Origin of the sequence: Mesorhizobium sp. ISC15, assembly GCF_037162615.1 — a bacterium.
Lineage (GTDB): Bacteria > Pseudomonadota > Alphaproteobacteria > Rhizobiales > Rhizobiaceae > Mesorhizobium > Mesorhizobium mediterraneum.
In genome coordinates this window covers 2,076,003-2,097,340 of record NZ_JAVSPX010000001.1, presented here as the reverse complement: position 1 = coordinate 2,097,340, position 21,338 = coordinate 2,076,003, and the positions used below count along the sequence as shown (strand labels likewise).

At 62.5% G+C, this 21,338-nt stretch carries 20 protein-coding genes, 1 pseudogene and 1 riboswitch; of the genes and pseudogenes, 6 read left to right on the top strand and 15 right to left on the bottom strand.

Annotated features, from left to right (window positions below; all coding sequences use genetic code 11):
• Positions 1-116: 116 nt before the first annotated feature.
• Together RPG13_RS10230 and RPG13_RS10225 are read right to left on the bottom strand one after the other, a co-directional pair.
• Entirely contained in the window at positions 117-890 is a 774-nt protein-coding gene (locus tag RPG13_RS10230; protein ID WP_095488005.1) for an ABC transporter substrate-binding protein, read from the bottom strand.
• A gap of 97 nt (positions 891-987) precedes the next feature.
• Positions 988-2,082 (bottom strand): 2'-deoxycytidine 5'-triphosphate deaminase, encoded by a 1,095-nt coding sequence (locus tag RPG13_RS10225; RefSeq protein ID WP_292218797.1) that lies wholly within the window; start codon positions 2,080-2,082, stop codon positions 988-990.
• A 124-nt stretch (positions 2,083-2,206) separates the two neighbouring features.
• Positions 2,207-2,284, top strand: a riboswitch (SAM riboswitch).
• A gap of 57 nt (positions 2,285-2,341) precedes the next feature.
• Here RPG13_RS10225 and RPG13_RS10220 point away from each other — a divergent pair.
• On the top strand, positions 2,342-3,532 hold the full coding sequence (locus tag RPG13_RS10220) for an O-succinylhomoserine sulfhydrylase (protein WP_126103699.1): 1,191 nt from the start codon (positions 2,342-2,344) through the stop codon (positions 3,530-3,532).
• 48 nt (positions 3,533-3,580) lie between these two features.
• On the opposite strand, the gene RPG13_RS10215 is transcribed toward RPG13_RS10220, so the two are convergent.
• Positions 3,581-4,735 carry a ceramide glucosyltransferase gene (locus RPG13_RS10215; RefSeq protein WP_337124976.1) on the bottom strand — a complete coding sequence of 385 codons (1,155 nt, stop codon included), beginning with the start codon at positions 4,733-4,735 and terminating at the stop codon, positions 3,581-3,583.
• A gap of 225 nt (positions 4,736-4,960) precedes the next feature.
• Between RPG13_RS10215 and apaG the strand changes: the two genes are divergently transcribed.
• A complete protein-coding gene (apaG, locus tag RPG13_RS10210) occupies positions 4,961-5,353 on the top strand; it encodes a Co2+/Mg2+ efflux protein ApaG (protein ID WP_095487997.1) in 393 nt (130 codons plus the stop codon).
• A gap of 161 nt (positions 5,354-5,514) precedes the next feature.
• On the opposite strand, the gene RPG13_RS10205 is transcribed toward apaG, so the two are convergent.
• From RPG13_RS10205 to RPG13_RS10195, 3 genes are all read right to left on the bottom strand, one after another.
• On the bottom strand, positions 5,515-6,549 hold the full coding sequence (locus tag RPG13_RS10205) for an Hsp33 family molecular chaperone (protein ID WP_126103701.1): 1,035 nt from the start codon (positions 6,547-6,549) through the stop codon (positions 5,515-5,517).
• A gap of 168 nt (positions 6,550-6,717) precedes the next feature.
• Positions 6,718-7,629 (bottom strand): ornithine carbamoyltransferase, encoded by a 912-nt coding sequence (argF, locus tag RPG13_RS10200; RefSeq protein ID WP_095487993.1) that lies wholly within the window; start codon positions 7,627-7,629, stop codon positions 6,718-6,720.
• Between the two features lie 17 nt (positions 7,630-7,646).
• Positions 7,647-8,846 carry an aspartate aminotransferase family protein gene (locus RPG13_RS10195; RefSeq protein WP_126103702.1) on the bottom strand — a complete coding sequence of 400 codons (1,200 nt, stop codon included), beginning with the start codon at positions 8,844-8,846 and terminating at the stop codon, positions 7,647-7,649.
• Between the two features lie 355 nt (positions 8,847-9,201).
• Between RPG13_RS10195 and RPG13_RS10190 the strand changes: the two genes are divergently transcribed.
• On the top strand, positions 9,202-9,720 hold the full coding sequence (locus tag RPG13_RS10190) for a GcrA family cell cycle regulator (protein ID WP_095487991.1): 519 nt from the start codon (positions 9,202-9,204) through the stop codon (positions 9,718-9,720).
• Between the two features lie 98 nt (positions 9,721-9,818).
• Here the strand turns inward: RPG13_RS10190 and RPG13_RS10185 are convergent.
• The 3 genes and pseudogenes from RPG13_RS10185 to RPG13_RS10175 all read right to left on the bottom strand — a co-directional run bounded on the left by RPG13_RS10185 (position 9,819) and on the right by RPG13_RS10175 (position 13,046).
• A pseudogene (locus RPG13_RS10185) lies at positions 9,819-10,826 on the bottom strand (magnesium and cobalt transport protein CorA).
• A gap of 133 nt (positions 10,827-10,959) precedes the next feature.
• The gene (phoU, locus tag RPG13_RS10180) at positions 10,960-11,685 is read right to left on the bottom strand and encodes a phosphate signaling complex protein PhoU (protein WP_095487987.1); all 726 of its coding nucleotides are present in this window, start codon (positions 11,683-11,685) and stop codon (positions 10,960-10,962) included.
• Between the two features lie 98 nt (positions 11,686-11,783).
• On the bottom strand, positions 11,784-13,046 hold the full coding sequence (locus tag RPG13_RS10175) for an ATP-binding protein (RefSeq protein ID WP_337124975.1): 1,263 nt from the start codon (positions 13,044-13,046) through the stop codon (positions 11,784-11,786).
• A 163-nt stretch (positions 13,047-13,209) separates the two neighbouring features.
• Between RPG13_RS10175 and ppk2 the strand changes: the two genes are divergently transcribed.
• Positions 13,210-14,118, top strand: coding sequence for a polyphosphate kinase 2 (gene ppk2 / locus RPG13_RS10170; protein WP_292623472.1), 909 nt, complete (start codon positions 13,210-13,212; stop codon positions 14,116-14,118).
• 68 nt (positions 14,119-14,186) lie between these two features.
• Here the strand turns inward: ppk2 and RPG13_RS10165 are convergent, their stop codons facing one another.
• The 3 genes from RPG13_RS10165 to RPG13_RS10155 form a co-directional block, all read right to left on the bottom strand.
• Entirely contained in the window at positions 14,187-14,933 is a 747-nt protein-coding gene (locus RPG13_RS10165; RefSeq protein ID WP_126103706.1) for an enoyl-CoA hydratase-related protein, read from the bottom strand.
• Between the two features lie 14 nt (positions 14,934-14,947).
• Positions 14,948-15,586 (bottom strand): acyl-homoserine-lactone synthase, encoded by a 639-nt coding sequence (locus RPG13_RS10160; protein ID WP_095487981.1) that lies wholly within the window; start codon positions 15,584-15,586, stop codon positions 14,948-14,950.
• A 97-nt stretch (positions 15,587-15,683) separates the two neighbouring features.
• The gene (locus RPG13_RS10155) at positions 15,684-16,415 is read right to left on the bottom strand and encodes a helix-turn-helix transcriptional regulator (protein ID WP_095487979.1); all 732 of its coding nucleotides are present in this window, start codon (positions 16,413-16,415) and stop codon (positions 15,684-15,686) included.
• Between the two features lie 257 nt (positions 16,416-16,672).
• Between RPG13_RS10155 and RPG13_RS10150 the strand changes: the two genes are divergently transcribed.
• Positions 16,673-17,521: a transporter substrate-binding domain-containing protein gene (locus RPG13_RS10150; protein ID WP_442921334.1), complete on the top strand. Its 849-nt coding sequence runs from the start codon at positions 16,673-16,675 to the stop codon at positions 17,519-17,521.
• 85 nt (positions 17,522-17,606) lie between these two features.
• On the opposite strand, the gene RPG13_RS10145 is transcribed toward RPG13_RS10150, so the two are convergent.
• Positions 17,607-18,017 carry a tellurite resistance TerB family protein gene (locus RPG13_RS10145; protein ID WP_126103707.1) on the bottom strand — a complete coding sequence of 137 codons (411 nt, stop codon included), beginning with the start codon at positions 18,015-18,017 and terminating at the stop codon, positions 17,607-17,609.
• A gap of 170 nt (positions 18,018-18,187) precedes the next feature.
• Between RPG13_RS10145 and RPG13_RS10140 the strand changes: the two genes are divergently transcribed.
• Positions 18,188-19,837: a lysine--tRNA ligase gene (locus tag RPG13_RS10140; protein ID WP_337124974.1), complete on the top strand. Its 1,650-nt coding sequence runs from the start codon at positions 18,188-18,190 to the stop codon at positions 19,835-19,837.
• On the opposite strand, the gene RPG13_RS10135 is transcribed toward RPG13_RS10140, so the two are convergent.
• Both RPG13_RS10135 and RPG13_RS10130 read right to left on the bottom strand, forming a co-directional pair.
• Positions 19,800-20,660, bottom strand: a complete 861-nt coding sequence (locus RPG13_RS10135; RefSeq protein ID WP_127290307.1) for a thermonuclease family protein — start codon at positions 20,658-20,660, stop codon at positions 19,800-19,802. The genes RPG13_RS10140 and RPG13_RS10135 overlap by 38 nt on opposite strands.
• Before the next feature lie 10 nt (positions 20,661-20,670).
• Positions 20,671-21,321 (bottom strand): S24 family peptidase, encoded by a 651-nt coding sequence (locus RPG13_RS10130; protein ID WP_095487973.1) that lies wholly within the window; start codon positions 21,319-21,321, stop codon positions 20,671-20,673.
• Positions 21,322-21,338: the final 17 nt, after the last annotated feature.

Below are 21,338 nucleotides of genomic sequence, written 5' to 3'. Positions count from 1 at the left end.
CTCGCGTAGAGCGCCAGCCCCCTGCGTCTGCGATAAAGAGCCGAGCCCGGCCGGACCGACCCCCTCTGGCCTGCCGGCCATCTCCCCCTCAAGGGGGGAGATTGGCAGTTCCTACCTCAGTAAATATCGAAGTCGAAATATTTGGCCTGGATCTTCTTGTAGGTGCCGTCGGCGACGATTGCATCGATCGCGGCGTTGAGCTTTTCGCGCAGCGCATTGTCTTCCTGGCGCACGGCGATGCCCGCTTCCGTCTCAGTGCCCTTGACGTCGCCGACCATCTTGCAGCAGCCGTCGCTCGACTTCTTCATCCAGTCCATCAGCACGAACTTGTCTGAAAGGACGGCATCGAGGCGGCCGTTCATCAGGTCGGTAACCGCCTCCTCCTGGGTCGGATAGAGCTTCGCCTCGGCACCGGCCTTGCCATAGACATCCTGGGCATAGTCGGCCTGGGTGGTCGAAGCCTGGGCGCCGACCGTCTTGCCGGCGAGTGCGGCGGGTTCGGTCGAGGCAATATCGCTGTCTTTCAAGGCCACCAGCGAAAGCGGCGTCGTATAGTATTTGTTGGTGAAGGAGACCTGCTTCTTGCGCTCTTCGGTGATGCTCATGGACGCGACGATGGCGTCGAACTTTCTGGCCTGGAGCGCCGGAATCATGCCGTCCCAGTCCTGCGTGACAAGTTCGCATTCGACCTTCATCTGAGCGCAAAGCGCCTCGGCGATGTCGATATCGAAGCCGACGAGCTTGCCATCCGCGGTGATGGTGTTGAACGGCGGATAGGCGCCTTCGGTGGCGATCTTCAATTTTTCCTGTGCTTGCGCCGAAAAGGACCCGGCTGATATCACCAGCATGGCGGCTGTTGCTGCCGATGCGATCCATCTTGAAATCTGCATTTTTTTGTTCCCTTGGTTCAGAGCCACCCTGACGGCTGGGCACAGCCAAGCACGACGCGCAGGGTTCAGGCAAGCGCGGTCTGATCGTGATGGGCGATCAGCGCGCGGCGCGGAAATGCTTGGACAGTTTCAGGCCCTGTGCCTGATAGTTCGAGCCGAGATCTGTGCCGTAGAGCGCCTGCGGCCGCTTCAGCATGTGCTCGTAGACCAGCCGTCCGACGATCTGACCGTGGTCGAGGATGAACGGCACTTCGTGGCTGCGCACTTCGAGCACCGCCCTGCTGCCGGTGCCGCCGGCCGCCGAATGGCCAAAGCCCGGATCGAAGAAACCGGCATAGTGGACACGGAATTCGCCGACCAGCGGATCGAAGGGCGTCATCTCGGCGGCGTAGAGCGGCGGCACATGCACCGCCTCCTGGCTGACGAGGATATAGAATTCGTCCGGATCGAGCACCAATTCGCCGGCACCGCTCTTGTAGAGCGGCTCCCAGAAGTCGACAACATCCTGTGCGGCGCGCTTGTCGACATCGACCAGGCCGGTGTGGTGCTTGCCGCGGTAACCGACCAGGCCATCCTTATCGCCATCGAGATCGATCGACAGCGCGATGCCGCCGCCGGAAATGTTCGGTGGCTCGGTGGCGACGAGCGTCTCGGCGCGGTGCAAGTCGTTGAGCTCGCTTTCAGACAAAAGCGCATTGCCGGTGCGGAACCTGATCTGCGACAGCCGCGAGCCGGTGCGGACGACGATCGGAAAGGTGCGCGGGCTGACTTCCAGATAGAGCGGGCCGTTGTAACCGGCAGCGATCTTGTCGAACTCGTGGCCGCGATCGGTCATCACGCGGGTGAAGATGTCGAGCCGTCCGGTCGAGCTCTTCGGGTTGGCCGAGGCCGAAATGTTTGCCGGAAGCGCCAGGCTCTCCAGCAGCGGCACGATATAGACGCAGCCCGTCTCCAGCACCGCGCCGTCGGCGAGATTGATTTCGTGCAGCTTCAGGCGGTCGAGTTTTTCGTCGACCCTATGGTTCGGGCCGGGCAGGAAGGAGGCGCGCACCCGCCAGGCCTTGTCGCCAAGCCTGAGGTCGAGACTGGCCGGCTGGATCTGGTCGGCATCGAGCGCGCGTAGCGACGTCAGCGCGCCCGACTGGAACAGCGCGGAAATATCCTGATCGGGAAGAATGCCTGTCTGCCGCAAAGTCTGGCTCCGCTCGAAGGCCGGGCAACGTATCGTTTGCCGCAGGTTCTTGCCGCGGAACCTGCTGGTACAAACCTCTTAATCATGCCGGCAATTGACGCAAGCGCGGCGCGGGTCTAAAGGGTCGTTATCCCGTGGTGATTTGGCCGGTCGGCTTGCAGCCACGTTAAACAAGTCGCTAAAGGACCGTCGGGCCGCAAGGCCGTATGGACCGGTTGCGACTTTCGCGACCGGTTTTTTTGTGTCTGGAACAAAAGTGATGACAAGCAAGAAGCGCAACTGGAAACCTCAGACAGCACTCGTGCATAGCGGGACCTTGCGTTCCGGCTTCGGCGAGACCTCCGAGGCGATGTACCTCACCCAGGGCTATGTCTACGACACCGCGCAGGCGGCGGAAGCGCGCTTCAAGGGCGAGGAACCGGGCTTCATCTATTCGCGCTATGCCAACCCGACGGTCGACATGTTCGAGAAGCGCATGTGCGCACTGGAAGGTGCCGAAGATGCACGCGCCACAGCATCCGGCATGGCGGCGGTCACCGCAGCACTTTTGTGCAGCGCCAAGGCCGGCGATCATATCGTGGCGGCGCGCGCGCTGTTTGGCTCCTGCCGCTGGGTGGTCGAGACGCTGGCGCCGAAATACGGCATCGAGGCGACGCTGGTCGACGGCACCGAAATCGCCAATTGGGAAAAGGCGGTCAGGCCGAACACCAAGCTGTTCTTTCTTGAAAGCCCAACCAATCCGACGCTGGAAGTCGTCGACATCGCAGCCGTTGCCTCGCTTGCCAATTCGATCGGCGCGCGGCTGATCGTCGACAATGTCTTTGCCACGCCGTTGCAGCAGAAGCCCTTGCAGCTCGGCGCCCATATCGTCGTCTATTCGGCGACCAAGCACATCGACGGCCAGGGCCGCTGCCTCGGCGGCGTCATCCTGTCGGACAAGAAGTGGATCGATGAGAACCTGCACGACTATTTCCGCCACACCGGTCCGAGCCTGTCGCCCTTCAACGCCTGGACGCTGCTGAAGGGCCTGGAGACGCTGCCGCTGCGCGTGCGCCAGCAGACGGAAAGTGCCGGCCGGATCGCAGATTTCCTTGCCGAGCGATCAGAGATTGCCCGTGTCATCTATCCGGGCCGCGCCGACCACCCGCAGGCGGCGATCGTCAAAAAGCAGATGTCGGGCGGCTCGACGCTGATCTGCCTCGACGTCAAGGGCGGCAAGCAGGCGGCCTTCGCCTTCCAGAACGCGCTCGATATCGTGCTGATCTCCAACAATCTCGGCGACGCCAAGAGCCTGATCACTCACCCGGCGACGACGACGCACAAGAATCTGAGCGACGAGGCGCGCGCCGAACTCGGCATCGGGCCAGGCACGCTCAGGCTGTCTGTCGGCCTGGAGGACGCCGACGACCTGCTCGAAGACATCGAGCAGGCATTGAAAGCCGCCAGATAGGGATACGCACTGGAGCGGCTTTGCTCGCATCGTCAAAAGCAGGCGCTGTCAGGCGCCCGACGGGGTCTCTTCCAATTCCGCAGCGGCGCTGGTGTGGATGGTCATCGTGTTGCCGCGCCAGTCGACGGCACCGCTGAGCCAGCCGCGCGCCCAAATGGCGGGAAGCATCACGTCCCGCGCAACCATCGCCGGGATCATGCGCAGCGACAGGTGCCAGCCCTCAGCCGAGGCGAGAGCGCATTCCGGCAAATACGCGACTACCAGCACGGCGATGGCGGTTGCCGACAGGCTGAAGCCGGCGCTGGCCGCCGCAATCAGCGCAAGCGCCAGCGGCATCGCCGCGCCGATCAGTATCTCGGGCGCGAAGAACAGGGGGAAGGTGACGCGGCGCAGGCGTGCCCAGCGGGCCTGGCGCGACCAGATTTCGCCGAGAGTGCGCAAACCGAGCGGCTGCTCAAAGGGCGAGGCGACGAGATTGACGCGCAGTCCGAGCCCGTTGACCAGCTTGGTCGCGGCGGCGTCCTCGGCGATCTCGGCGGCAAGCGCACGGATGCCGCCATTGGCGTCGAGCATGGGCTTGTCCCACAACATGCTCTTGCCCTGGGCAAAACCGAGGCCGATCGCCTCGCCGGCATATTGCCAGCGCGCCTGTAGCGTGTTGAGGAATGCGCATTCGACCTCCGCCCAGAACCCGTCCGGCCGCGAGCCGATCGGCGTCGAGCAGACAAGGCCGGTGTCGGGCCGCCACGTCGCCATCAGATGCTGGACATAGTCCCTCGGCATCAGGACGTTGGAATCGGCAAGGATGACCCAGCGGTGGCGCGCGGCCTCCCAGCCCTTCACACAATTGTTGAGTTTCGGATTGCCGCTGATGCGGTCGTCGCCGACGAGCAGCCGGGCCGGCACGGCCGGAAAGCGGGCGATCGCATCGGTGATCGGCCTGACCACCGGGTCCTCGGCATGGGCGACGCAGAAGATGAGCTCATAGCGCGGCCAGTCGAGCGAGAAGACGCGCTCAAGCGTTTCCTCAGCAAACGGCTCGACGCCGCGCGACGGCACGACGATCGACACCGCAGGCGCCTTGCCGGCTGGCGGCGCGATCCTGCCAGGCCGCTTCAGCTTCAACGAAGCGAGCAGGATGCTGGCGAGATTGACAAGGAGCAGAGCTGTGGAAAGCAAGGCGGCTGTGACTGTCAGTTCCATCGATATCTGGTCACTCCAGAAAAACCGGCCGCATGGAAGCCGTTTTCAACAGTTCGACAGAATGCTGAGTCGCCCGGCCCTGCACACCATCATTGTCATGTGTCACTTAAATGACATTGTTCTTCGGCAGCTGCGCTCAAAGGAATCGGACAACGCCAGAAAGCACCCGGTTGACCAAACCACGGAGAGCGTCGAAAGTTCCGTCTACATATTGTGGAGTAGTCTATGTACAGCGCCGTTACGCGCAACATCGAAGTACAGGTCAGGCCGTTCTATCTGGAGGATCGCTCCGATCCGTCGGAGAACCGCTATGTCTGGGGCTACCAGGTCACCATCGACAATCAGTCGGATGAATTCGTGCAGCTTCTGTCACGCTACTGGCACATCACCGACGGCACCGGCCGGGTCGAGGAAGTGCGCGGCGCCGGTGTTGTCGGCGACCAGCCCGAACTCAACCCCGGCGACAGTTATCAATATACATCCGGCTGCCCGCTCTCGACGCCGTCCGGCATCATGGTCGGCCACTACACGATGCGCAACAAGCGGGGCGAGACGTTTGATATCGCCATCCCCGCCTTTTCGCTCGACTTGCCGGGCACACGGCGGACGGTGAACTGAGAGAGAAAGCATCGGCCGTTCGCGCCGCCCCTCATCCGCCTGCCGGCACCTTCTCCCCGTAAAGGACGGGGAGAAGGGACAAGCTCCAGCGCCCCCCTCTCCCCGTCCTTATGGGGAGAGGGTGAGGGTGAGGGTGAGGGGCAGCGCCAACGCTATCCACTTTACTGTGCCGAGCCGAACTCCGCCGGATCGAAGTCATATTGCTTCGAGCAGAATTCGCAGGCGACGTGAATGCCGCCATCCTCGGTGCTGTCCCTGATCTCGTCGGCGGAGAAGCCTTCGAGGATGCCGCGGATCTTCTCCTTGGAGCATGAGCACTGGTCGGCGACCGGCACGCCGCCGAAGACATGGACGCCGTGCTCGTGGAACAGCCGGTAAAGCAAGCGCTCGGCGCCGATCGTCGGATCGATCAACTCCGTCGGCTCGATCGTTCCAAGCAACGCCAGCAGTTCCTGCCAGGAATTGTCGGCCGGATCGTGGATCTCCTCACGCGGATCGCCGTCGCCGCCCGGAAGGTCGGGCACGCGCATGCGTTCGGGCGATTGCGGCAGGAATTGCGCCAGAATGCCACCGGCACGCCATTGCTCGCGGGCACCGCCGACGCCGGGCGTCAACAGCTTGGCCACCGAGAGCCTGAGATCGGTCGGGATCTGCTCCGACTGACGGAAATAGGTGCGCGCGGCCTCCTCCAGCGTCTCGCCGTCGAGCTGGACGATGCCCTGATAGCGTTGCGTGTGGGCGCCCTGGTCGATGGTCAGGGCCAGGACACCGCTGCCGAGCAGCGTCTGCTGCGAGGTCTCGCCGGCAGACGTCAGCGCTTCCAGCCGGTCGGCATCAAAGCGCGCATAGGCGCGCAGAGCCTGCGGCGTGGAAAAATCCGCAACCAGCATGTCGACCGGCCCGTCGGTGCGGGTCTGCAGGATGAACTTGCCCTCGAATTTGAGCGAGGTGCCGAGCAGCACCGTCAGCACGCAGGCTTCCGCCAGCAGGCGGGCGACCGGCTCGGGATAGTCATGACGGCTGAGGATCGCGTCGAGCATCGGCCCGAGCTGGACGGTGCGGCCACGCACGTCGAGCGGGCCGACCTCGAAGGGCACGACATGATCGTCGCCGGCATAGCCGAACTCGCCGAGTTTGGGTTGATGTTCAGCCAATTGATGAGTTTCCAACATAACAAAGCTCCGGGGCGCGGCCATGCCGCCCTCCGGGGCGCATGCGTCGAAACGCGCTCGATTTGCGTGATGCGCCTGAGATAGGCACCACACATTGCCGGATCAAGGTGGGCCGGATCAAGGTGGGCCGGATCAAGGTGGGCCGGATCAAGGTGGGCCGGATCAAGGTGGCCCGGATCAAGGTGGCCCGGATCAAGCGCCGAGGCACCAGGCCAGAACCGCCTTCTGGGCGTGGAGCCGGTTCTCGGCCTCGTCGAACACCACCGAATGCGGCCCGTCGATGACCTCGTCGGTGACCTCCTCGCCGCGATGCGCCGGCAGGCAGTGCATGAACAATGCGTCGGGCTTTGCCTTCGCCATCAGCGCCGCGTTGACCTGATAGGGTGAGAAGACATTGTGGCCGCGGGCACGGTGCTCCTGGCCCATCGACACCCAGCAGTCGGTGACGACGCAGTCGGCCTCGTGGACCGCCTCCTCGGGCGAGCGGGTGAAATTCAACTTGCCGCCATGCGCCGTCGACCAGTCGACATGCTTCTGCGCCGGCTCGCTGCCTTCCGGCACGGCAACGTTGAGGTTGAAGCGGAACCGCGCCGAGGCTTCCAGAAGCGAATGCAGCACGTTGTTGCCGTCTCCGGTCCACGCGATGGTCTTGCCGGCGACCGGACCGCGATGTTCCTCGAAGGTCATGATGTCGGCCATCAGCTGGCAGGGATGGGTATCGTCGGTCAGCCCGTTGATGACGGGAACGGTGGCGTTCTCGGTCAGCTCCAGCAGCCGGTCATGCGATGTGGTGCGGATCATGATCGCATCGACATAGCGCGACAGCACCTTGGCCGTGTCGGCGATGGTTTCGGAGCGGCCGAGCTGCATCTCGGTGCCGGTCAGCATGATGGTCTCGCCGCCGAGCTGGCGCATGCCGACGTCGAAGGACACGCGCGTGCGCGTCGACGGCTTGTCGAAGATCATCGCCAGCACCTTGCCTTCGAGCGGTTTCGTCCGCTCGCCGGCCTTGAGCCTTGCCTTTCGCACGACGGCATCGTCCAGCATGAAGCGCAGATCGCCCTCAGAAACGGCGGAAAGATCGGTGAAATGGCGAAGGCTCATTTGGGGTCTTTCGACTGTTACTTCGCGGCAGCCGCGGCGATGGCGTCGGCCAGGCCCCGGGCGCCGGCGCGGATGCGGTCGAGCGCCTCGTGGATCTCGGCATCGGTGACGGTGAGCGGCGGCAGCAGGCGAAGGACGTTATCGCCGGCCGGAACCGCCAGCAGATGCTGGTCGCGCAACGCCATGTTCACCTTGGTGTTGGGTGCGGCGCATTTCAAGCCGAGCATCAGGCCGGTGCCTCTGATGTCTTCGATGATATCAGGAAATTCGTCGGCGACACTCGCCAGCCCCTGCTTCAGCAGCAACGCCTTGCGCTGGACATCCTCCAGGAAGCCGTCTTCCAGCACCACGTCGAGCACGGCGTTGCCGACCGCCATCGCCAGCGGGTTGCCGCCGAAAGTGGTGCCGTGCACGCCGGCCGTCATGCCGACGGCCGCCTCGTCGGTGGCGAGGCAGGCGCCCATCGGGAAGCCGCCGCCGATGCCCTTGGCGACCGCCATGATGTCGGGCGTGACGCCAGCCCATTCATGCGCGAACAGCTTACCGGTGCGGCCGATGCCGCACTGGACCTCGTCGAAGATCAGGAGCAGGCCATGCTGCTCGCAGAGCTGCCTCAGCCGTTTCAGCGACTGCGTCGGCACCGGGCGGATGCCACCCTCGCCCTGCACCGGCTCGATCAGGATCGCGGCGGTCTCTGATGTGATCGCCTTTTCGGCGGCGTCGATGTCGTCGAAGCCGACCTGGTCGAAGCCTTCGACCTTGGGTCCGAAACCTTCCAAGTATTTATACTGGCCGCCGGCGGCGATGGTCGCCAGCGTGCGGCCATGAAAGGCGCCTTCGAAGGTGATGATGCGAAAGCGCTCGGGATGGCCCTTGACGAAGTGGTAGCGCCGAGCCGTCTTGATGGCGCATTCCAGCGCCTCGGCGCCGGAATTGGTGAAGAACACCTTGTCGGCGAAGGTGGCGTCGGCCAACCGCTCGCCCAGACGGCTCTGCCCCGGAATCTCGTAGAGGTTGGAGACATGCCAGACCTTAGCCGCCTGCTCGGTGAGTGCCGAGACCAGATGCGGATGGCTGTGCCCAAGCGAATTCACGGCGACGCCGCCGCCAAAATCGAGATATCGCTCGCCCTTGTCGGTGACCAGCCAAGTGCCTTCCCCATGGTCGAAGGCCAGGGGTGCGCGGGTAAAGGTCTCGAAAAGCGCCGAACCGCTCATTATATGCGTCTCCGGTACCGGAAAATCAAAAAAGCCGCCAAAGCGGCGGCCTTTGCGGCTTATCGTGTTTTTCGGCCATGAAGTCAACGAAAACGTCGCGCAATGACGCGCGGCAAGCCCTCCAGCGAGGCGCCGGCTCATAAGCGACCGGGCAAGTTGGGGAAAACCGAAAAAACCGATTCGTGTTGGCCCTCGGACTCTTGTCACCGAGTCAGCGCATAAGGTAATTGTAGTCGAGAAATAACTAGATTTCGTGCGGCGGACCTAATCACCCGATATATGTGGTGTCTGCCCGGCGAAAGCCGGATCGTGGAAGGATTCCGATCGCCGCACATTTCAGCAGGAGCGCGGTCTCATGAATTGGACTGACGAGCGGGTCGAACTTCTTAGAAAATTGTGGTCGGAGGGACTGAGCGCCAGCCAGATCGCCGCACAGCTCGGGGGTGTCAGCCGCAATGCTGTCATCGGCAAGGTGCATCGGCTGAAACTGTCGGGCCGCGGACGCTCGACCGCCACGCCGGCACGCCAGAAGAAGAGCGTGCAGGGATCAACCGTCCAGAAATCGGTGTCGCGGGCGGCAAGCACAGCGCGGCATATCACCACGTCGATCGGCGCGACCGCGCTGCAGGCGCAATTCGACGCCGTACCGATGACGCGTCATTACGTCCGTCCGGTCGAGAACGTCGTTGTGCCGATCTCGCGGCATCTGCAACTCGTCGAGTTGACCGAGCGTACATGTAAATGGCCGAATGGCGATCCGCTTTCGGAAGAATTCCATTTCTGCGGCAACGACGCGGCCGAAACCGGACCCTATTGCAAGTATCACTCCCGCATAGCGTTCCAGCCGGCCTCGGAGCGGCGCCGCAGTCGCTGAGCGAATAGCGAATAGCGAATAGAAACGGATTGAGCCTCCGCGAGGAAGCAGCTTCATTTTCACCTATTCGCTACTCGCTATTTCCTATTCGCTCTCTTTCACAGCCAGCCGCTCTTGCGGAAGCGCCAGTAGAGAACCGAGCAGACCAAAACAATCGCTCCCAGCACGATCGGATAGCCATATTCCATCCTCAGTTCCGGCATGTCGTTGAAATTCATGCCGTAGATGCCGGCGAGCGCCGTCGGCACCGCCAGGATGGCAGCCCATGAGGCAAGCTTCTTGGTGATCGCCGTTTCCTGGCTCTGACCAACCAGAAGGCTCGCCTCGAAGGCAAAGGCGAGAACCTCCCGCAAGCTGTCGATCTTCTCCTGGACGGTGCGGATGTGGTCCGTGACGTCGCGGAACAGCGGGTGCATGGCCGCATGGATCTGCGGCAGGTCGGCGCTGGTCAGCCGGCGGCAGACTTCCACCAGCGGCAGTGCCGCATTGCGCAGGCGCAACAGGTCGCGGCGCAGCATGTAAAGCCGTTATATGTCGGAGCCGGCCATAGGTTTCAGCAGAACCTTGTCCTCGATCGCCTCGACCTCATCCTCGATCTGCTCGAGCACCGGCATGTAGTTATCGACGATGAAATCGAGAATGGCATAGAGGACGAAATCCTCGCCCTTGGCCAGCGAATGCGGGCAGCTTTCCCAGTGCTGACGAACGGCGGCATAAGAGGTTGATGGACCGTGCCTGACGCTGACGATGTAGCCGGCACCGACGAACAGATGGGTTTCGCCGAAGGTGACACGACCGTCGATCAATTGAGCCGTGCGGGCAACGATGAACAAGGCGTCGCCATATTGCTCGATCTTGGGCCGCTGATGCGGATGCTCCGCGTCCTCGATCGCCAGATCATGCAGATGGAATTGCGCCTGGACGCGAAGCAACAGGTTGCGGTCGGGCTCCAGCAGGCCGATCCAGACGACATGGCCTGGCTTCTTTGCCCATTCGCCAGCTTCCTCGATCGGAATGTCGGCGATACGCCGGCCGGCCGTGTAGACGCCGGAAGCGATAATGCTGGACGTCGGCGGCGCAGGCATGAACTCCCGAACATATTCCATCGCAGCCTCCTGAAAGCATGGCCTTCACTAGGGAACTGAGAAGCTTAACGTCCGGATAGTTTAGCGCAGTTTCATAAAGCGTTCGAGAGGCCGAGCGAGATGAGTTCAGACGGGATCTTCTCGCTTTGGCGGTTCATTTCGCGGGTAGCGCTCCCGGGAGAACAATCTTGTCTGTCTTGTCGCCCTTCGGCCGCTCGGCCGGCATCTGATCGCCGGTGACGATGTAGTAGATCGTCTCGGCGATATTGGTGGCGTGGTCGCCGATCCGCTCGATGTTCTTGGCGCAAAACAGCAGGTGCGTGCAAGGCGTGATGTTGCGCGGATCTTCCATCATGTAGGTCAGCAATTCGCGAAACAGCGAGGTGTACACGGCGTCGATCTGATCGTCGCGATCACGCACGAAGACGATCTTTTCCACCGAGCGCGACGCGTAGACGTCGAGCACTTCCTTGAGCTGCGTCAACGCTAGGTCGGCCAACGCCTCGATGCCGCGGAACAGGCTGGTCGGCTGGCGTCCTTCTGTGACGGCAACCACGCGCTTGGCGACATTCTTGCCGAGGTCGCCGACCCGTTCGAGATCCGCCGAGATGCGGATCGCGCCGACGATCTCGCGCAAATCCGTCGCCATCGGCTGGCGCTTGGCAATGATGACGATCGCCTTGTCGTCGATCTCGCGCTGCCCTTCGTCCAGAACGAGATCATCACGGATGACCTTCTGGGCAAGGCCGGGGTCGGCGTTGACCAGCGCCGCAATCGCCTGTTCGACCATACGTTCGGCATGCCCGCCCATCGCGGCGATGCGCTTTGACAGATATTTCAGCTCCTCGTCATAGGCGCTTACGATGTGCACGGACTGCATGGAAATGCCTTCCAGAGTGAGTCGTTTCCCCGAATCCCCGCTGATACGCTAGCCGGATGACAGAAAAAAGAAAAAGCCCTTTAATACGTAGTGCGGCGCTAATGCGCCGGCAAATGAACCGAGAAGGCTGCGCCCTTGCCGACCTCGGACTTGATCGAGAGTCTGGCGTTGTGGCGCGTCAGGATATGTTTGACGATCGAGAGGCCAAGGCCGGTGCCTTTCTGGGTCCGGCTGTTTTCGACATCGACGCGGTAGAAGCGCTCGGTGATGCGCGGGATGTGCTCCTCGGGAATGCCGGGACCGAAGTCCCGGATGGTGACGTCGATGCCCGGTTCGGGACCGTCATCGCTGTGAGCAATCGTCACCACGACACGTCCACCCGATTGTCCGTATTTGCAGGCGTTTTCCAGCAGATTTTCGAAGACCTGGAAAAGTTCGTCGCGATCCCCGGGCACATCGAGCGGTCCTTTCTCGAAATCCCGCTCAATGGCAACGCAGTTTTCCCCGGCAAGCGGCCCGAGCGAATCGATGACGCTGTCGAGCGTCTGGCGGAGATCGACCTCGGTTCCCGGCTTTAGATAGGGTTTCATCTCCAGCCGCGACAGCGACAACAGGTCATCGATCAGGCGCGCCATGCGGCCGGTCTGGTTCTGCATGATCTGCAGGAACTGCTCGCGCGCCGCCGGGTCGTTACGGGCCGGGCCACGCAGCGTCTCGATGAAGCCGGAGATCGAGGCGAGCGGGGTGCGCAGTTCGTGGCTGGCATTGGCGATGAAGTCGGCGCGCATCCGGTCGATCCGGCGCGCCTCGCTCTGGTCCTTGAAAACCAGCACATAGAGGTCGGTGCCGTGGCCGACTGAAGACGCACTCACCCGATAAGCCCGTTCGACCGGCAGCTTTTCGGTATAGTCGACGACATCCGAAGCGGCGGCCCCAGACAAAATACTGTCCAGCAAGGCCTGCATCTCGGGCGCACGAAATTTCAGCGACAGCGACATGCCCGGTGCGATGCCGCCGAAGGCGGCGAAGGCGGCGGCGTTGGCATGGACGATCGTGGCGGTGCGATCGAAGATGATCAGCGGATCGGCAACGGCCGCCGCCAGATATTCCCCCGACAGGTGTTGCAGCCCGCTCGCCTCGATCGCCGCGGCATCCCCGGCGGACTGGCGCGCAACGCCGGCCGGCAGCATCGCGGCGGCAAGCAGCAGCACCGCACATGCCAGCAGCACCACATAGCCGGCCGCGAAAACATAGACCGTCAGGACCGCGACGATGCCGGCCGCCAGCAGCCAGCGGCTGTTCCACAACCGACTGGCGACGGCTTGCGCCTTGCTTCGCTGTTCTGTGCCGATGTCAGCCATTGTCAGCCATTCACGCGCGCCGTGCGTCCAATTGGATGCACAAAGGACGCTCTGCCACTTTTAATCTGCTGCCTCGTTCTTTCCGAAAATCGATTCCGATTTTCGGGCCGATGCAGTTAGGCTCCCAATAGCATGAGTCCGGAAGCTGGAAAGGTTCGTCTCGATGAAAAACTCCAAGGAAGATGCCACCGCGCCCGTTGCAGGCCCGCTGAAGATACGGATCGACGGCAAGGAGCTCGAGTTTGACATCGAGGATCCCAAGCTTCCCAATTGGGTCGAGGACAATAAGCTGACCGCCGGCGGCTACCCCTACGACAAGAAAATGAAAAGCGACGAGTACGACGAGACGCTCGAGCGGCTGCAGATCGAGCTGGTCAAGGCGCAGGCATGGCTGCAATCGACCGGCAAGCGGGTGATGTCGCTGTTCGAAGGACGCGATGCCGCCGGCAAGGGCGGCACGATCTTTGCGCTGCGCCAGTACCTGAATCCTCGAACCGCACGCAATGTGGCGCTGACCAAGCCGACCCCGACCGAGCTCGGACAGTGGTATTTCCAGCGCTATGTCGCACACTTTCCGACGTCCGGCGAGTTCGTCACTTTCGACCGCTCCTGGTACAATCGCGCCGGCGTCGAGCCGGTCATGGGCTTCTGCACGCCGGAGCAGCATGAGAAATTCCTGGACGAGACACCGTATTTTGAACGGATGATCTGCAACGAGGGCATCCATTTTTTCAAATTCTGGCTGAACATCGGTCGGGAGACACAGCTCGAGCGGTTTCACGATCGCCGCTGGAGTCCTTTGAAGAGCTGGAAATTCTCGCCGATCGACATTGCCGGCATCACCAAATGGGACGACTACACCAAGGCGCGCGATCTCATGTTCGCACGCACGCACGAGGAATTCGCGCCCTGGATCATCGTGCGGGCCAACGACAAGCGGCGCGCGCGACTTGCCGTCATCCGGCGTATCCTGTTGTCGCTTCCCTATGAGGGCCGCGACCTCGACACCATCGGCAAGGAAGACAAGAAAATCATCGGGGAAGGGCCTTCGTTCCTGGGAACACGGGCCTGAAGCACTGCCGCGCGCCAAAGACGCGCGGCACGATTCCGGACATTCTTGTCATTCTCCCGAGTGACTTCTCATGCCGCCAGCCGGGCAATCCGCTGCAGTCGCTTCAGCGTGGCATCGTCCTGCAAAGCCTGCTGAAACAGCGAAATCTCCTGGTCGATGCGATCGCAGAGCGCGCCTGTGTCGCCCTTGAGCAGGTCGCGCGTCTGCAGCAGCGCGGCGACCGGCTTTTTGGCGAGTTGCCTGGCTCTGCCAAGTGCGGCTTCCTCGACATCGCCCGCCACGATCTCCGTGACCAGGCCAAGCATCCTGGCGTCCTCGGCACTGAGCGTGTCGCCCAGGCAGAAGAAGCGGAAAGCGCCGGCATAACCGAGTTTCTGCGGCGCCAGGATGCTGGTCGCCGCGTCCGGCACGAGGCCGAAATCGACGAACGGCACCCGGAACGTGCTTTCATCAGATGCGATCACCATGTCGCAATGGAACAGGATGGTGCAGCCGACGCCGACAGCGCCGCCATCGACACAGGCAAGGACCGGTTTTGGAAACGTCGCCAGCGTGCGGAACATGTCGGTGACGGCGGCGATCAATCGTTGATGCTTGGTGGCGTCGAGGAACTCGGAAAAGTCGCCGCCGAGGCAGAAGCAGCCGGCGAGGCCGCGCAGCACCACGACGCGCACATCATCGTCGACGGCGGCTTCATGGAAGGTCTTGGCCAGGCTTTCATAGGCTCGCCTGTCCAGCACCGGCCGGCCGTCATCCGACGACACCGTGACGATCAGCGTATGGTTGCGGAACTCCGTTTGCGTGTGGACGTTCATGGCTATCTCCAATCTCACGAGGCCTGCCTCATTCCGAGCCTGTCGGGATATCCCCTGGCCAGCACCGGCGCGAAATGACTACGACGCGAACGCACCACCTCAAGCGTATGCTCGTTGAAGGTGAGCAGCGTGGCGACGACCTGCTGGTTGCCATAGGTGCGCTGGTAGCCAAGCGGCTTCGCCAGGAAGTGCAATTGCAGCGCCCGCAGGACCCACATCGGCTCGAACTCGATGATCACTTGATTGACGTTCCGCTTCAGCCCCCACTCGACGAAGCCGGCAATGAGCTCGGTGCCGACCGTCGATACGCCGCGCTTGCCGTCACGAAAGCCCGGCGCCACCGCATAGCGGGTCAGCTCCCAAACGTTCGGTCCGGACGGTGGCGTCCCTTCATAGAGGTCCGCCAGCACCTCGGTCAGAAGATGCGCCCGCGTTGTCGGCAACATCCGCTGATAACCGGCAAGCTCGCCGTTGCGGATGACGAGCTGATGCACCGCCTCGTCGTGGTCGAACTGATCGATCTCAAGCCCATCGGGGCGCTGCAGATCGCTCCACCCCATTTCCTCGACGAAAATCTTGTAGCGCAAGCGATGAACGGCCTCCCAAAGGTCGGGACGTTCCATAAGTTCCTGTGTGGTAAGGGAAAAAAGCATCTGCCGTCTCCTAGGTTCAATAGGAAGATACGGCCGGGCTGTCCCGAGAAAATTACGCGATCACGTAGGCAAGAATTTCTAGGCCGGCACGGCCGAGCTAGCTAATATAGCCGCGCCTTATCGCTTCCGCGACCGCCTGCACCCGGTTGACGGCACCGAGTTTGCTTTTGGCGTTAAGAAGGTGTTTCTCTGACGTGTGTTCCGAAATGCCGAGAATCTGTGAAATCTCCCATTCGGACTTGCCGACGGCGGCCCATTGCATGCATTCGCGCTCACGCGGCGTCAGTTCGACGTGGTCGATGGTCTTGGCCGCCATCGTGTGGAGTTGCATGGCGCGGCCGATCGCATAGGTCGCTGCCAGCGATACCTGCCCGAACTCGGCTCCCGACAGTTCCACGGCCTCGCCGCCGAGCGACACCATAACGATCTGACCGTCGAGCGTGACCAGCGGGAAGGCCATGCCGTCGCGCAGTTTGAATTCGCTGGCGTCGCCCATCACCTCGCCACTGCTCTTGTCGATGCGAATGCCCTGAGACGCTTCCCGCCACTGAAACGGCGCCTGCAGTTGCTTCATGTGACTGACGACGGGGTCATGGTCAACATAGTTGCGCGCCACATAGCGTTCCAGCCATTCTCCCGGCCAGTCACAGAGCAGCACATGGTCCTTTTGCTGGCCTCGCGGGGTGCCTGGCTGCGGAACCGTCCCGGCCATAAGTGCCGTCAGGCCGAACTCCGAGGTTATGCCAAGCAGTTTTTGGCAGACCGCCGCCGCTGTGTCGGCGTGCTGCAACTGATCTATGAATTCCAGTGTGCGATCGAAGTGGCCCATCGCAACATCTACCCCATGTTGCCTTCCGCGTTGAGATCAACGGTCCGGTGCCTGATCTGCACTTTGCCATCGACCCCGGATTACAAACCTGCTCTCCTCTGCTTGCAGCGCCTTGCTCCCCTCCAGCCGACGCCGCACACGTTTGCAAACTCGCTAAACCATATCCCTAAATCGGCGTGATGAAATCAAAAACCGTTGTGCCTGCACCATTTTCGTACGAAAAGCCAATCTGGACAGAACAGGGCGGAGTTCCGATCGTGGCAATTCGGTGGATATCCATCGTCCTGATGCTGGTAATGACGGGGGCACAGTTGCTCACGAATGCGCGTGCCGCGGAGCCGCAAGTGCCGGTGCTGTGGGATGCCAAGGAGCGGCTGCCAAAGCCGGACCTTTCCGCACTGCCGCGTCTGAGATTCCTGACCACCACCGATTTCCCGCCCTTCAATTTCCTCGACGGGGCAGGCCGGTTGTCCGGCTTCCACGTCGATCTGGCGCGCGCCATCTGCGCCGAACTCGGCATCGCGGAAAAATGCCAAATCCAGGCGCTGCCCTGGGCCGAGCTCGAAGGGGCGCTGCAGAAGGGCGAAGGCGAAGCGATCATTGCCGGCATCGCCGCCACGCCGGAGTCGCGGTCGAAATATGCCTTCTCACGTTCCTACCTGCAGTTTCCGGCGCGCTTCATCATGCAGAAGACAAAGGCGCTGACGGAACCGATCTTCGACAGACTGCGCGACAAGCGCGTCGGCGTGGTCGCCGGTTCCGCGCATGAGCGGATGTTGCGCGATTATTTCGGCACCGTTCAGGTCGTTCCCTTCGACCGGCCGGAAGAACTCTATGATGGCCTCAAGGCCGGCAAGGTCGACGCCGCCTTCGGCGACGGCATGCGCTTCGCCTTCTGGCTGGGCGGTTCGGATGCAGCAGCCTGCTGCCGCTTTGCCGGCGGCCCCTATCTGGCACCCGAATATCTGGGCTCGGGCATGGCCATCGCCACCAGGGCCAACGATCCGGCGCTCGCCGCAGCGTTCGACTACGCGCTGCAGGAGATTTCGGTGAAGGGCATCTTCGCCGAATTCTATCTGCGCTATTTCCCGGTCAGTTTTTTCTGATCCGGCCCGGTCAGTTTTTTTCTGATCCGGTCCGGCTTTTTCTGATCCGGTCCGATCAGCATCTTTTGGCCCTTCAGTGCCTGGATCAGGTCAGCGTGCGAAGGCGGGCCTTGGCGGCACGGGCGATCGCGGCGACGGTCAGCGTATCGAGATCGAGCTGGCGGCGGATGAGCTGCAGCACCCGCACCTCTTCCATCCGCATTTCGAGATCGACGGCCGCGACCTCGAAAGCGGCGGCATAGGCGGTATCGTGGAGCCGCTCAGGCAGCGACTCGGCGACGCGCGCGAGGACGCCTTCCAGCCCGTCCTTTTCATGCAGCATCTTCTGGCAATCCTGGGCGACGCCAACCACTCGGTCGTGGTCGAAATCCTCGAACACCGGCCACGAGCGGACGACGTCGCCAATCCGCGCCAATTCGACATCGGTCATGTCGCGATCGGACGCGGAGGTGATAACCATCAGATAGATCAGGGCTTCATGCGGCGGCAACGACATTTGAAAACTCCTCGAACGGGCTCCGAAGTTAGGAACGAGGCACCAACGCCGCAAGGAAAAAGAGCCGCGATCGTTGACGCCCACGGCAGGCACGCCTAGAGACCGGTTGAAAAAACCTCTTCCGGCCCCCTTCTGCGGCGATGCCGGCGAATGATTTGGAAAACAGTGACATGGCGGGATCAAACATCATCGATCTCAATCCCGAGGTGCTTGCGGCGGCGGGTGAAAGCAAGGCCTGGCCGTTCGAGGAAGCCAGGAAGATCGTCGAGCGCTACAAAGGCACTGACTTTCCCGACACCGTCCTGTTTGAGACCGGCTACGGTCCGTCGGGGCTGCCCCACATCGGCACTTTCGGCGAGGTCGCACGCACCTCGATGGTGCGCCACGCTTTCCGTGTGCTTACCGGAGACACGGTCAAGACCAAGATCTTGTGCTTTTCCGACGACATGGACGGTATGCGCAAGATTCCGGACAACGTCCCGGATCGCGCCGCACTCGAGCCGCACCTGCACAAGCCGCTGTCGTCCGTCCCCAATCCTTTCGGCGGCGACTATGCGAGCTTCGCAGACCACAACAACGCAATGCTTTGCCGCTTCCTGGACACGTTCGGCTTCGACTACGAGTTCGCCAGCGCGACGGAATACTACAAGGCTGGCCGTTTCGACGAAGTTCTGCTGCGCGCTGCCGAACATTTTGACAAAATTATGGACGTGATGCTGCCGACGCTCGGCGAAGAGCGCCAGGCGACCTACAGTCCGTTCTTGCCGATTTCCCCCAAGAGCGGCCGCGTGCTTTACGTTCCCATGAGGCATGTCGACGCCAAGGCCGGCACCATCACCTTCGACGATGACGGCACCGAGACAACACTTCCCATAACTGGCGGCAAGGTGAAGCTGCAATGGAAGCCCGATTTCGGCATGCGTTGGGCGGCGCTCGGCGTCGATTTCGAAATGTTCGGCAAGGACCACCAGACGAATGCGGTGATCTACGACCGTATCTGCAACATCCTAGGTGGGCGGGCGCCGGAGCATTTCGTCTATGAACTGTTCCTGGACGAGAACGGCCAGAAGATTTCAAAGTCGAAGGGCAACGGACTGACCATAGACGAATGGCTGACCTATGCACCGACCGAAAGCCTCGGGCTGTACATGTACCAGCGGCCGCGGCAGGCCAAGAAGCTCTATTTCGACGTCATTCCGAAGGCGGTGGACGAATATTACGCCTTTCTGTCCGCCTATCGCCGGCAGGAGTGGAAGGAGCGGCTGGGAAATCCCGTCTGGCATATGCATGACGGTAACCCGCCTGTCGTCGACCTGCCGGTGTCGTTCGCGTTGCTGCTGAATCTGGTCAGCGCCTCGAACGCCCAGAACAGGGACGTGCTGTGGGGGTTCATTTCGCGCCACACATCGGGTGTGACGCCGACGACCCATCCCGAGCTCGACCGGCTGGCTGAATATGCGATCCGCTATTTCGACGATTTCGTGAAGCCGGCCAAGGTGTACCGGGCCGCCGACGGGGTCGAGCGCGAGGCGCTGACGAAACTCTCCGAAGCGCTCGCCGCGTTGCCGCCAGACGCCGATGGTGAGGTGATCCAGAATGCCGCCCTCAACGTCGCGCGCAAGGTCGAGCGCTATCAGGACCATTCGAAGCAGAGTCCGGAAGGCGGGCCGGGCGTCTCCGTCGCCTTCTTCCAGATGATCTACCAGGTGCTGATCGGACAGGAGCGCGGCCCGCGCTTCGGTTCGTTCGCCGCGCTCTATGGCATCGCAGAGACCCGCGCGCTCATTCAGAAGGCGTTGGCTGGTCAGTTGGTGGCGTAGCCGTCGTCTCGGATGGCGGCGTAGCCGTCGCCGACGGATCGAGAATCGGCTGCGTCGGTTGCGATGCGGCAGCGACGGGGGCTGGTGCCGGAGGCAGGCCGGAGAGACTGGGCGCCGGCCCGAAAATGCCCTTCTTCGCCGTACGCGCCTTGTCGCCGGCCTCGACGTAAGGGCCGTTCTTGGTGGCGCGTGCCCAACCGTTTTCGATCAACCACTGGCCGACATCCTGGTTGCCAACGCGGCATTCGGCGGCGACCAGGTCGCGGCCGCCCTCGGGCGGCACCGTGCAGACCACCGCCCGGCCGCGCAGGAAAGCACGGAACGCCGTTCGCGCCCGGACGCCGCACGTCCAGGACTTGGCGCTGTCGGTGCAAGTTTCGTCCTGCCTGACGATGTCGATACCGGAAATCGCGACCGAGTAGCCCTTGGCCTCGATCACTCCTGCGGCCGATGCAACCGGCTGGAACAGCTTTGTCCCGTTCCAGTCGTCGGGCATTTTCGTTTTGGGCGGCTTGGGCGGTCCGGCCAGCGCCAGCTCGCTCAACGGCGCGCGCGGCTCGACCCGTTCAAGCTCTTCGGACTGAAGCTGCGGCGGCGCGATGACCTCGGGATCGATGGCCCTGGAATGGACCTCCGGCCTTACCATCTTGGGTCGGGGAATCGCTGATGTAGCAGGCGCCTCGGATTGCGCCGCCATGCCGGCCTGCGCCCGAGCTGCGACACGGACGCTTTCGTCATGCAGCACGGCGCGGCCGCCGGCGACGATCGCGGCCCCTGTCACCAAAATCGTCAACACCGCAGCGGCTGCATGAAGCGGACGCACCGGCGGCCCCTTACTGGCTTGCCCAGACAATCCGCGCCACCCATTCGACATCGCGCATAGGAATGTCGCGGTCCGGGTGATCGGGATTGAGCGAGACCAGCATGATCGACTTCGCCGTCTGACGGTCCAGCACCTTGGCCATCACCTCGCCGGCATTGGTCTTGACGACAACCCGATCGCCCTTGCGGGTGGCAGCGCCCGGCTCGACGATCAGCACGTCGCCGTTGCGGTAGAGCGGCAGCATGGAATCGCCCTGGACCTGCAGCGCATAGGAGGTTTCGGTCGCCTGTGCCGGAAGCTCGATCAGGTCCCAGCCCTGCCCCGCCGGAAAGCCGGCATCGTCGAAGAAGCCGCCGGCGCCGGCCTGAGCGAAGCCAAGCAGCGGCACGGAAGACCTCTGCGCGGGCAGGGATCCGGGGCCGGGCTTGCCCCGGCCTTCGACCAGTCCCGTAAATTCGTCGAGCGAGGCGCCCGTCGCCTCGATGATCTTGGCCAGCGATTCGGTCGACGGCCAGCGCGGCCGCCCGTCCGAGGACAGCCGCTTCGACTTGTTGAAGGCGGTCGAATCGAGGCCCGCACGCTTCGCCAGCCCCGAGGCCGAAAGCGAATAGCGCTCGGCGAGAGCGTCGATGGCGGCCCATACGCGATCATGCGAGAGCACTTTTGCTCTCCTTCAGA

What these genes read in the sequence shown, in the direction of transcription:
- RPG13_RS10190 (WP_095487991.1), top strand. Translation starts at nt 9,202, where the DNA reads ATGAATTGGACTGACGAGCGGGTCGAACTTCTTAGAAAATTGTGGTCG.
- RPG13_RS10195 (WP_126103702.1), bottom strand. Translation starts at nt 8,846, where the DNA reads ATGAGCGGTTCGGCGCTTTTCGAGACCTTTACCCGCGCACCCCTGGCC.
- RPG13_RS10160 (WP_095487981.1), bottom strand. Translation starts at nt 15,586, where the DNA reads ATGCTTTTTTCCCTTACCACACAGGAACTTATGGAACGTCCCGACCTT.
- RPG13_RS10230 (WP_095488005.1), bottom strand. Translation starts at nt 890, where the DNA reads ATGCAGATTTCAAGATGGATCGCATCGGCAGCAACAGCCGCCATGCTG.
- apaG (WP_095487997.1), top strand. Translation starts at nt 4,961, where the DNA reads ATGTACAGCGCCGTTACGCGCAACATCGAAGTACAGGTCAGGCCGTTC.
- RPG13_RS10140 (WP_337124974.1), top strand. Translation starts at nt 18,188, where the DNA reads ATGGCGGGATCAAACATCATCGATCTCAATCCCGAGGTGCTTGCGGCG.
- RPG13_RS10165 (WP_126103706.1), bottom strand. Translation starts at nt 14,933, where the DNA reads ATGAACGTCCACACGCAAACGGAGTTCCGCAACCATACGCTGATCGTC.
- argF (WP_095487993.1), bottom strand. Translation starts at nt 7,629, where the DNA reads ATGAGCCTTCGCCATTTCACCGATCTTTCCGCCGTTTCTGAGGGCGAT.
- RPG13_RS10220 (WP_126103699.1), top strand. Translation starts at nt 2,342, where the DNA reads ATGACAAGCAAGAAGCGCAACTGGAAACCTCAGACAGCACTCGTGCAT.
- RPG13_RS10145 (WP_126103707.1), bottom strand. Translation starts at nt 18,017, where the DNA reads ATGTCGTTGCCGCCGCATGAAGCCCTGATCTATCTGATGGTTATCACC.
- phoU (WP_095487987.1), bottom strand. Translation starts at nt 11,685, where the DNA reads ATGCAGTCCGTGCACATCGTAAGCGCCTATGACGAGGAGCTGAAATAT.
- RPG13_RS10215 (WP_337124976.1), bottom strand. Translation starts at nt 4,735, where the DNA reads ATGGAACTGACAGTCACAGCCGCCTTGCTTTCCACAGCTCTGCTCCTT.
- ppk2 (WP_292623472.1), top strand. Translation starts at nt 13,210, where the DNA reads ATGAAAAACTCCAAGGAAGATGCCACCGCGCCCGTTGCAGGCCCGCTG.
- RPG13_RS10205 (WP_126103701.1), bottom strand. Translation starts at nt 6,549, where the DNA reads ATGGCCGCGCCCCGGAGCTTTGTTATGTTGGAAACTCATCAATTGGCT.
- RPG13_RS10175 (WP_337124975.1), bottom strand. Translation starts at nt 13,046, where the DNA reads ATGGCTGACATCGGCACAGAACAGCGAAGCAAGGCGCAAGCCGTCGCC.
- RPG13_RS10155 (WP_095487979.1), bottom strand. Translation starts at nt 16,415, where the DNA reads ATGGGCCACTTCGATCGCACACTGGAATTCATAGATCAGTTGCAGCAC.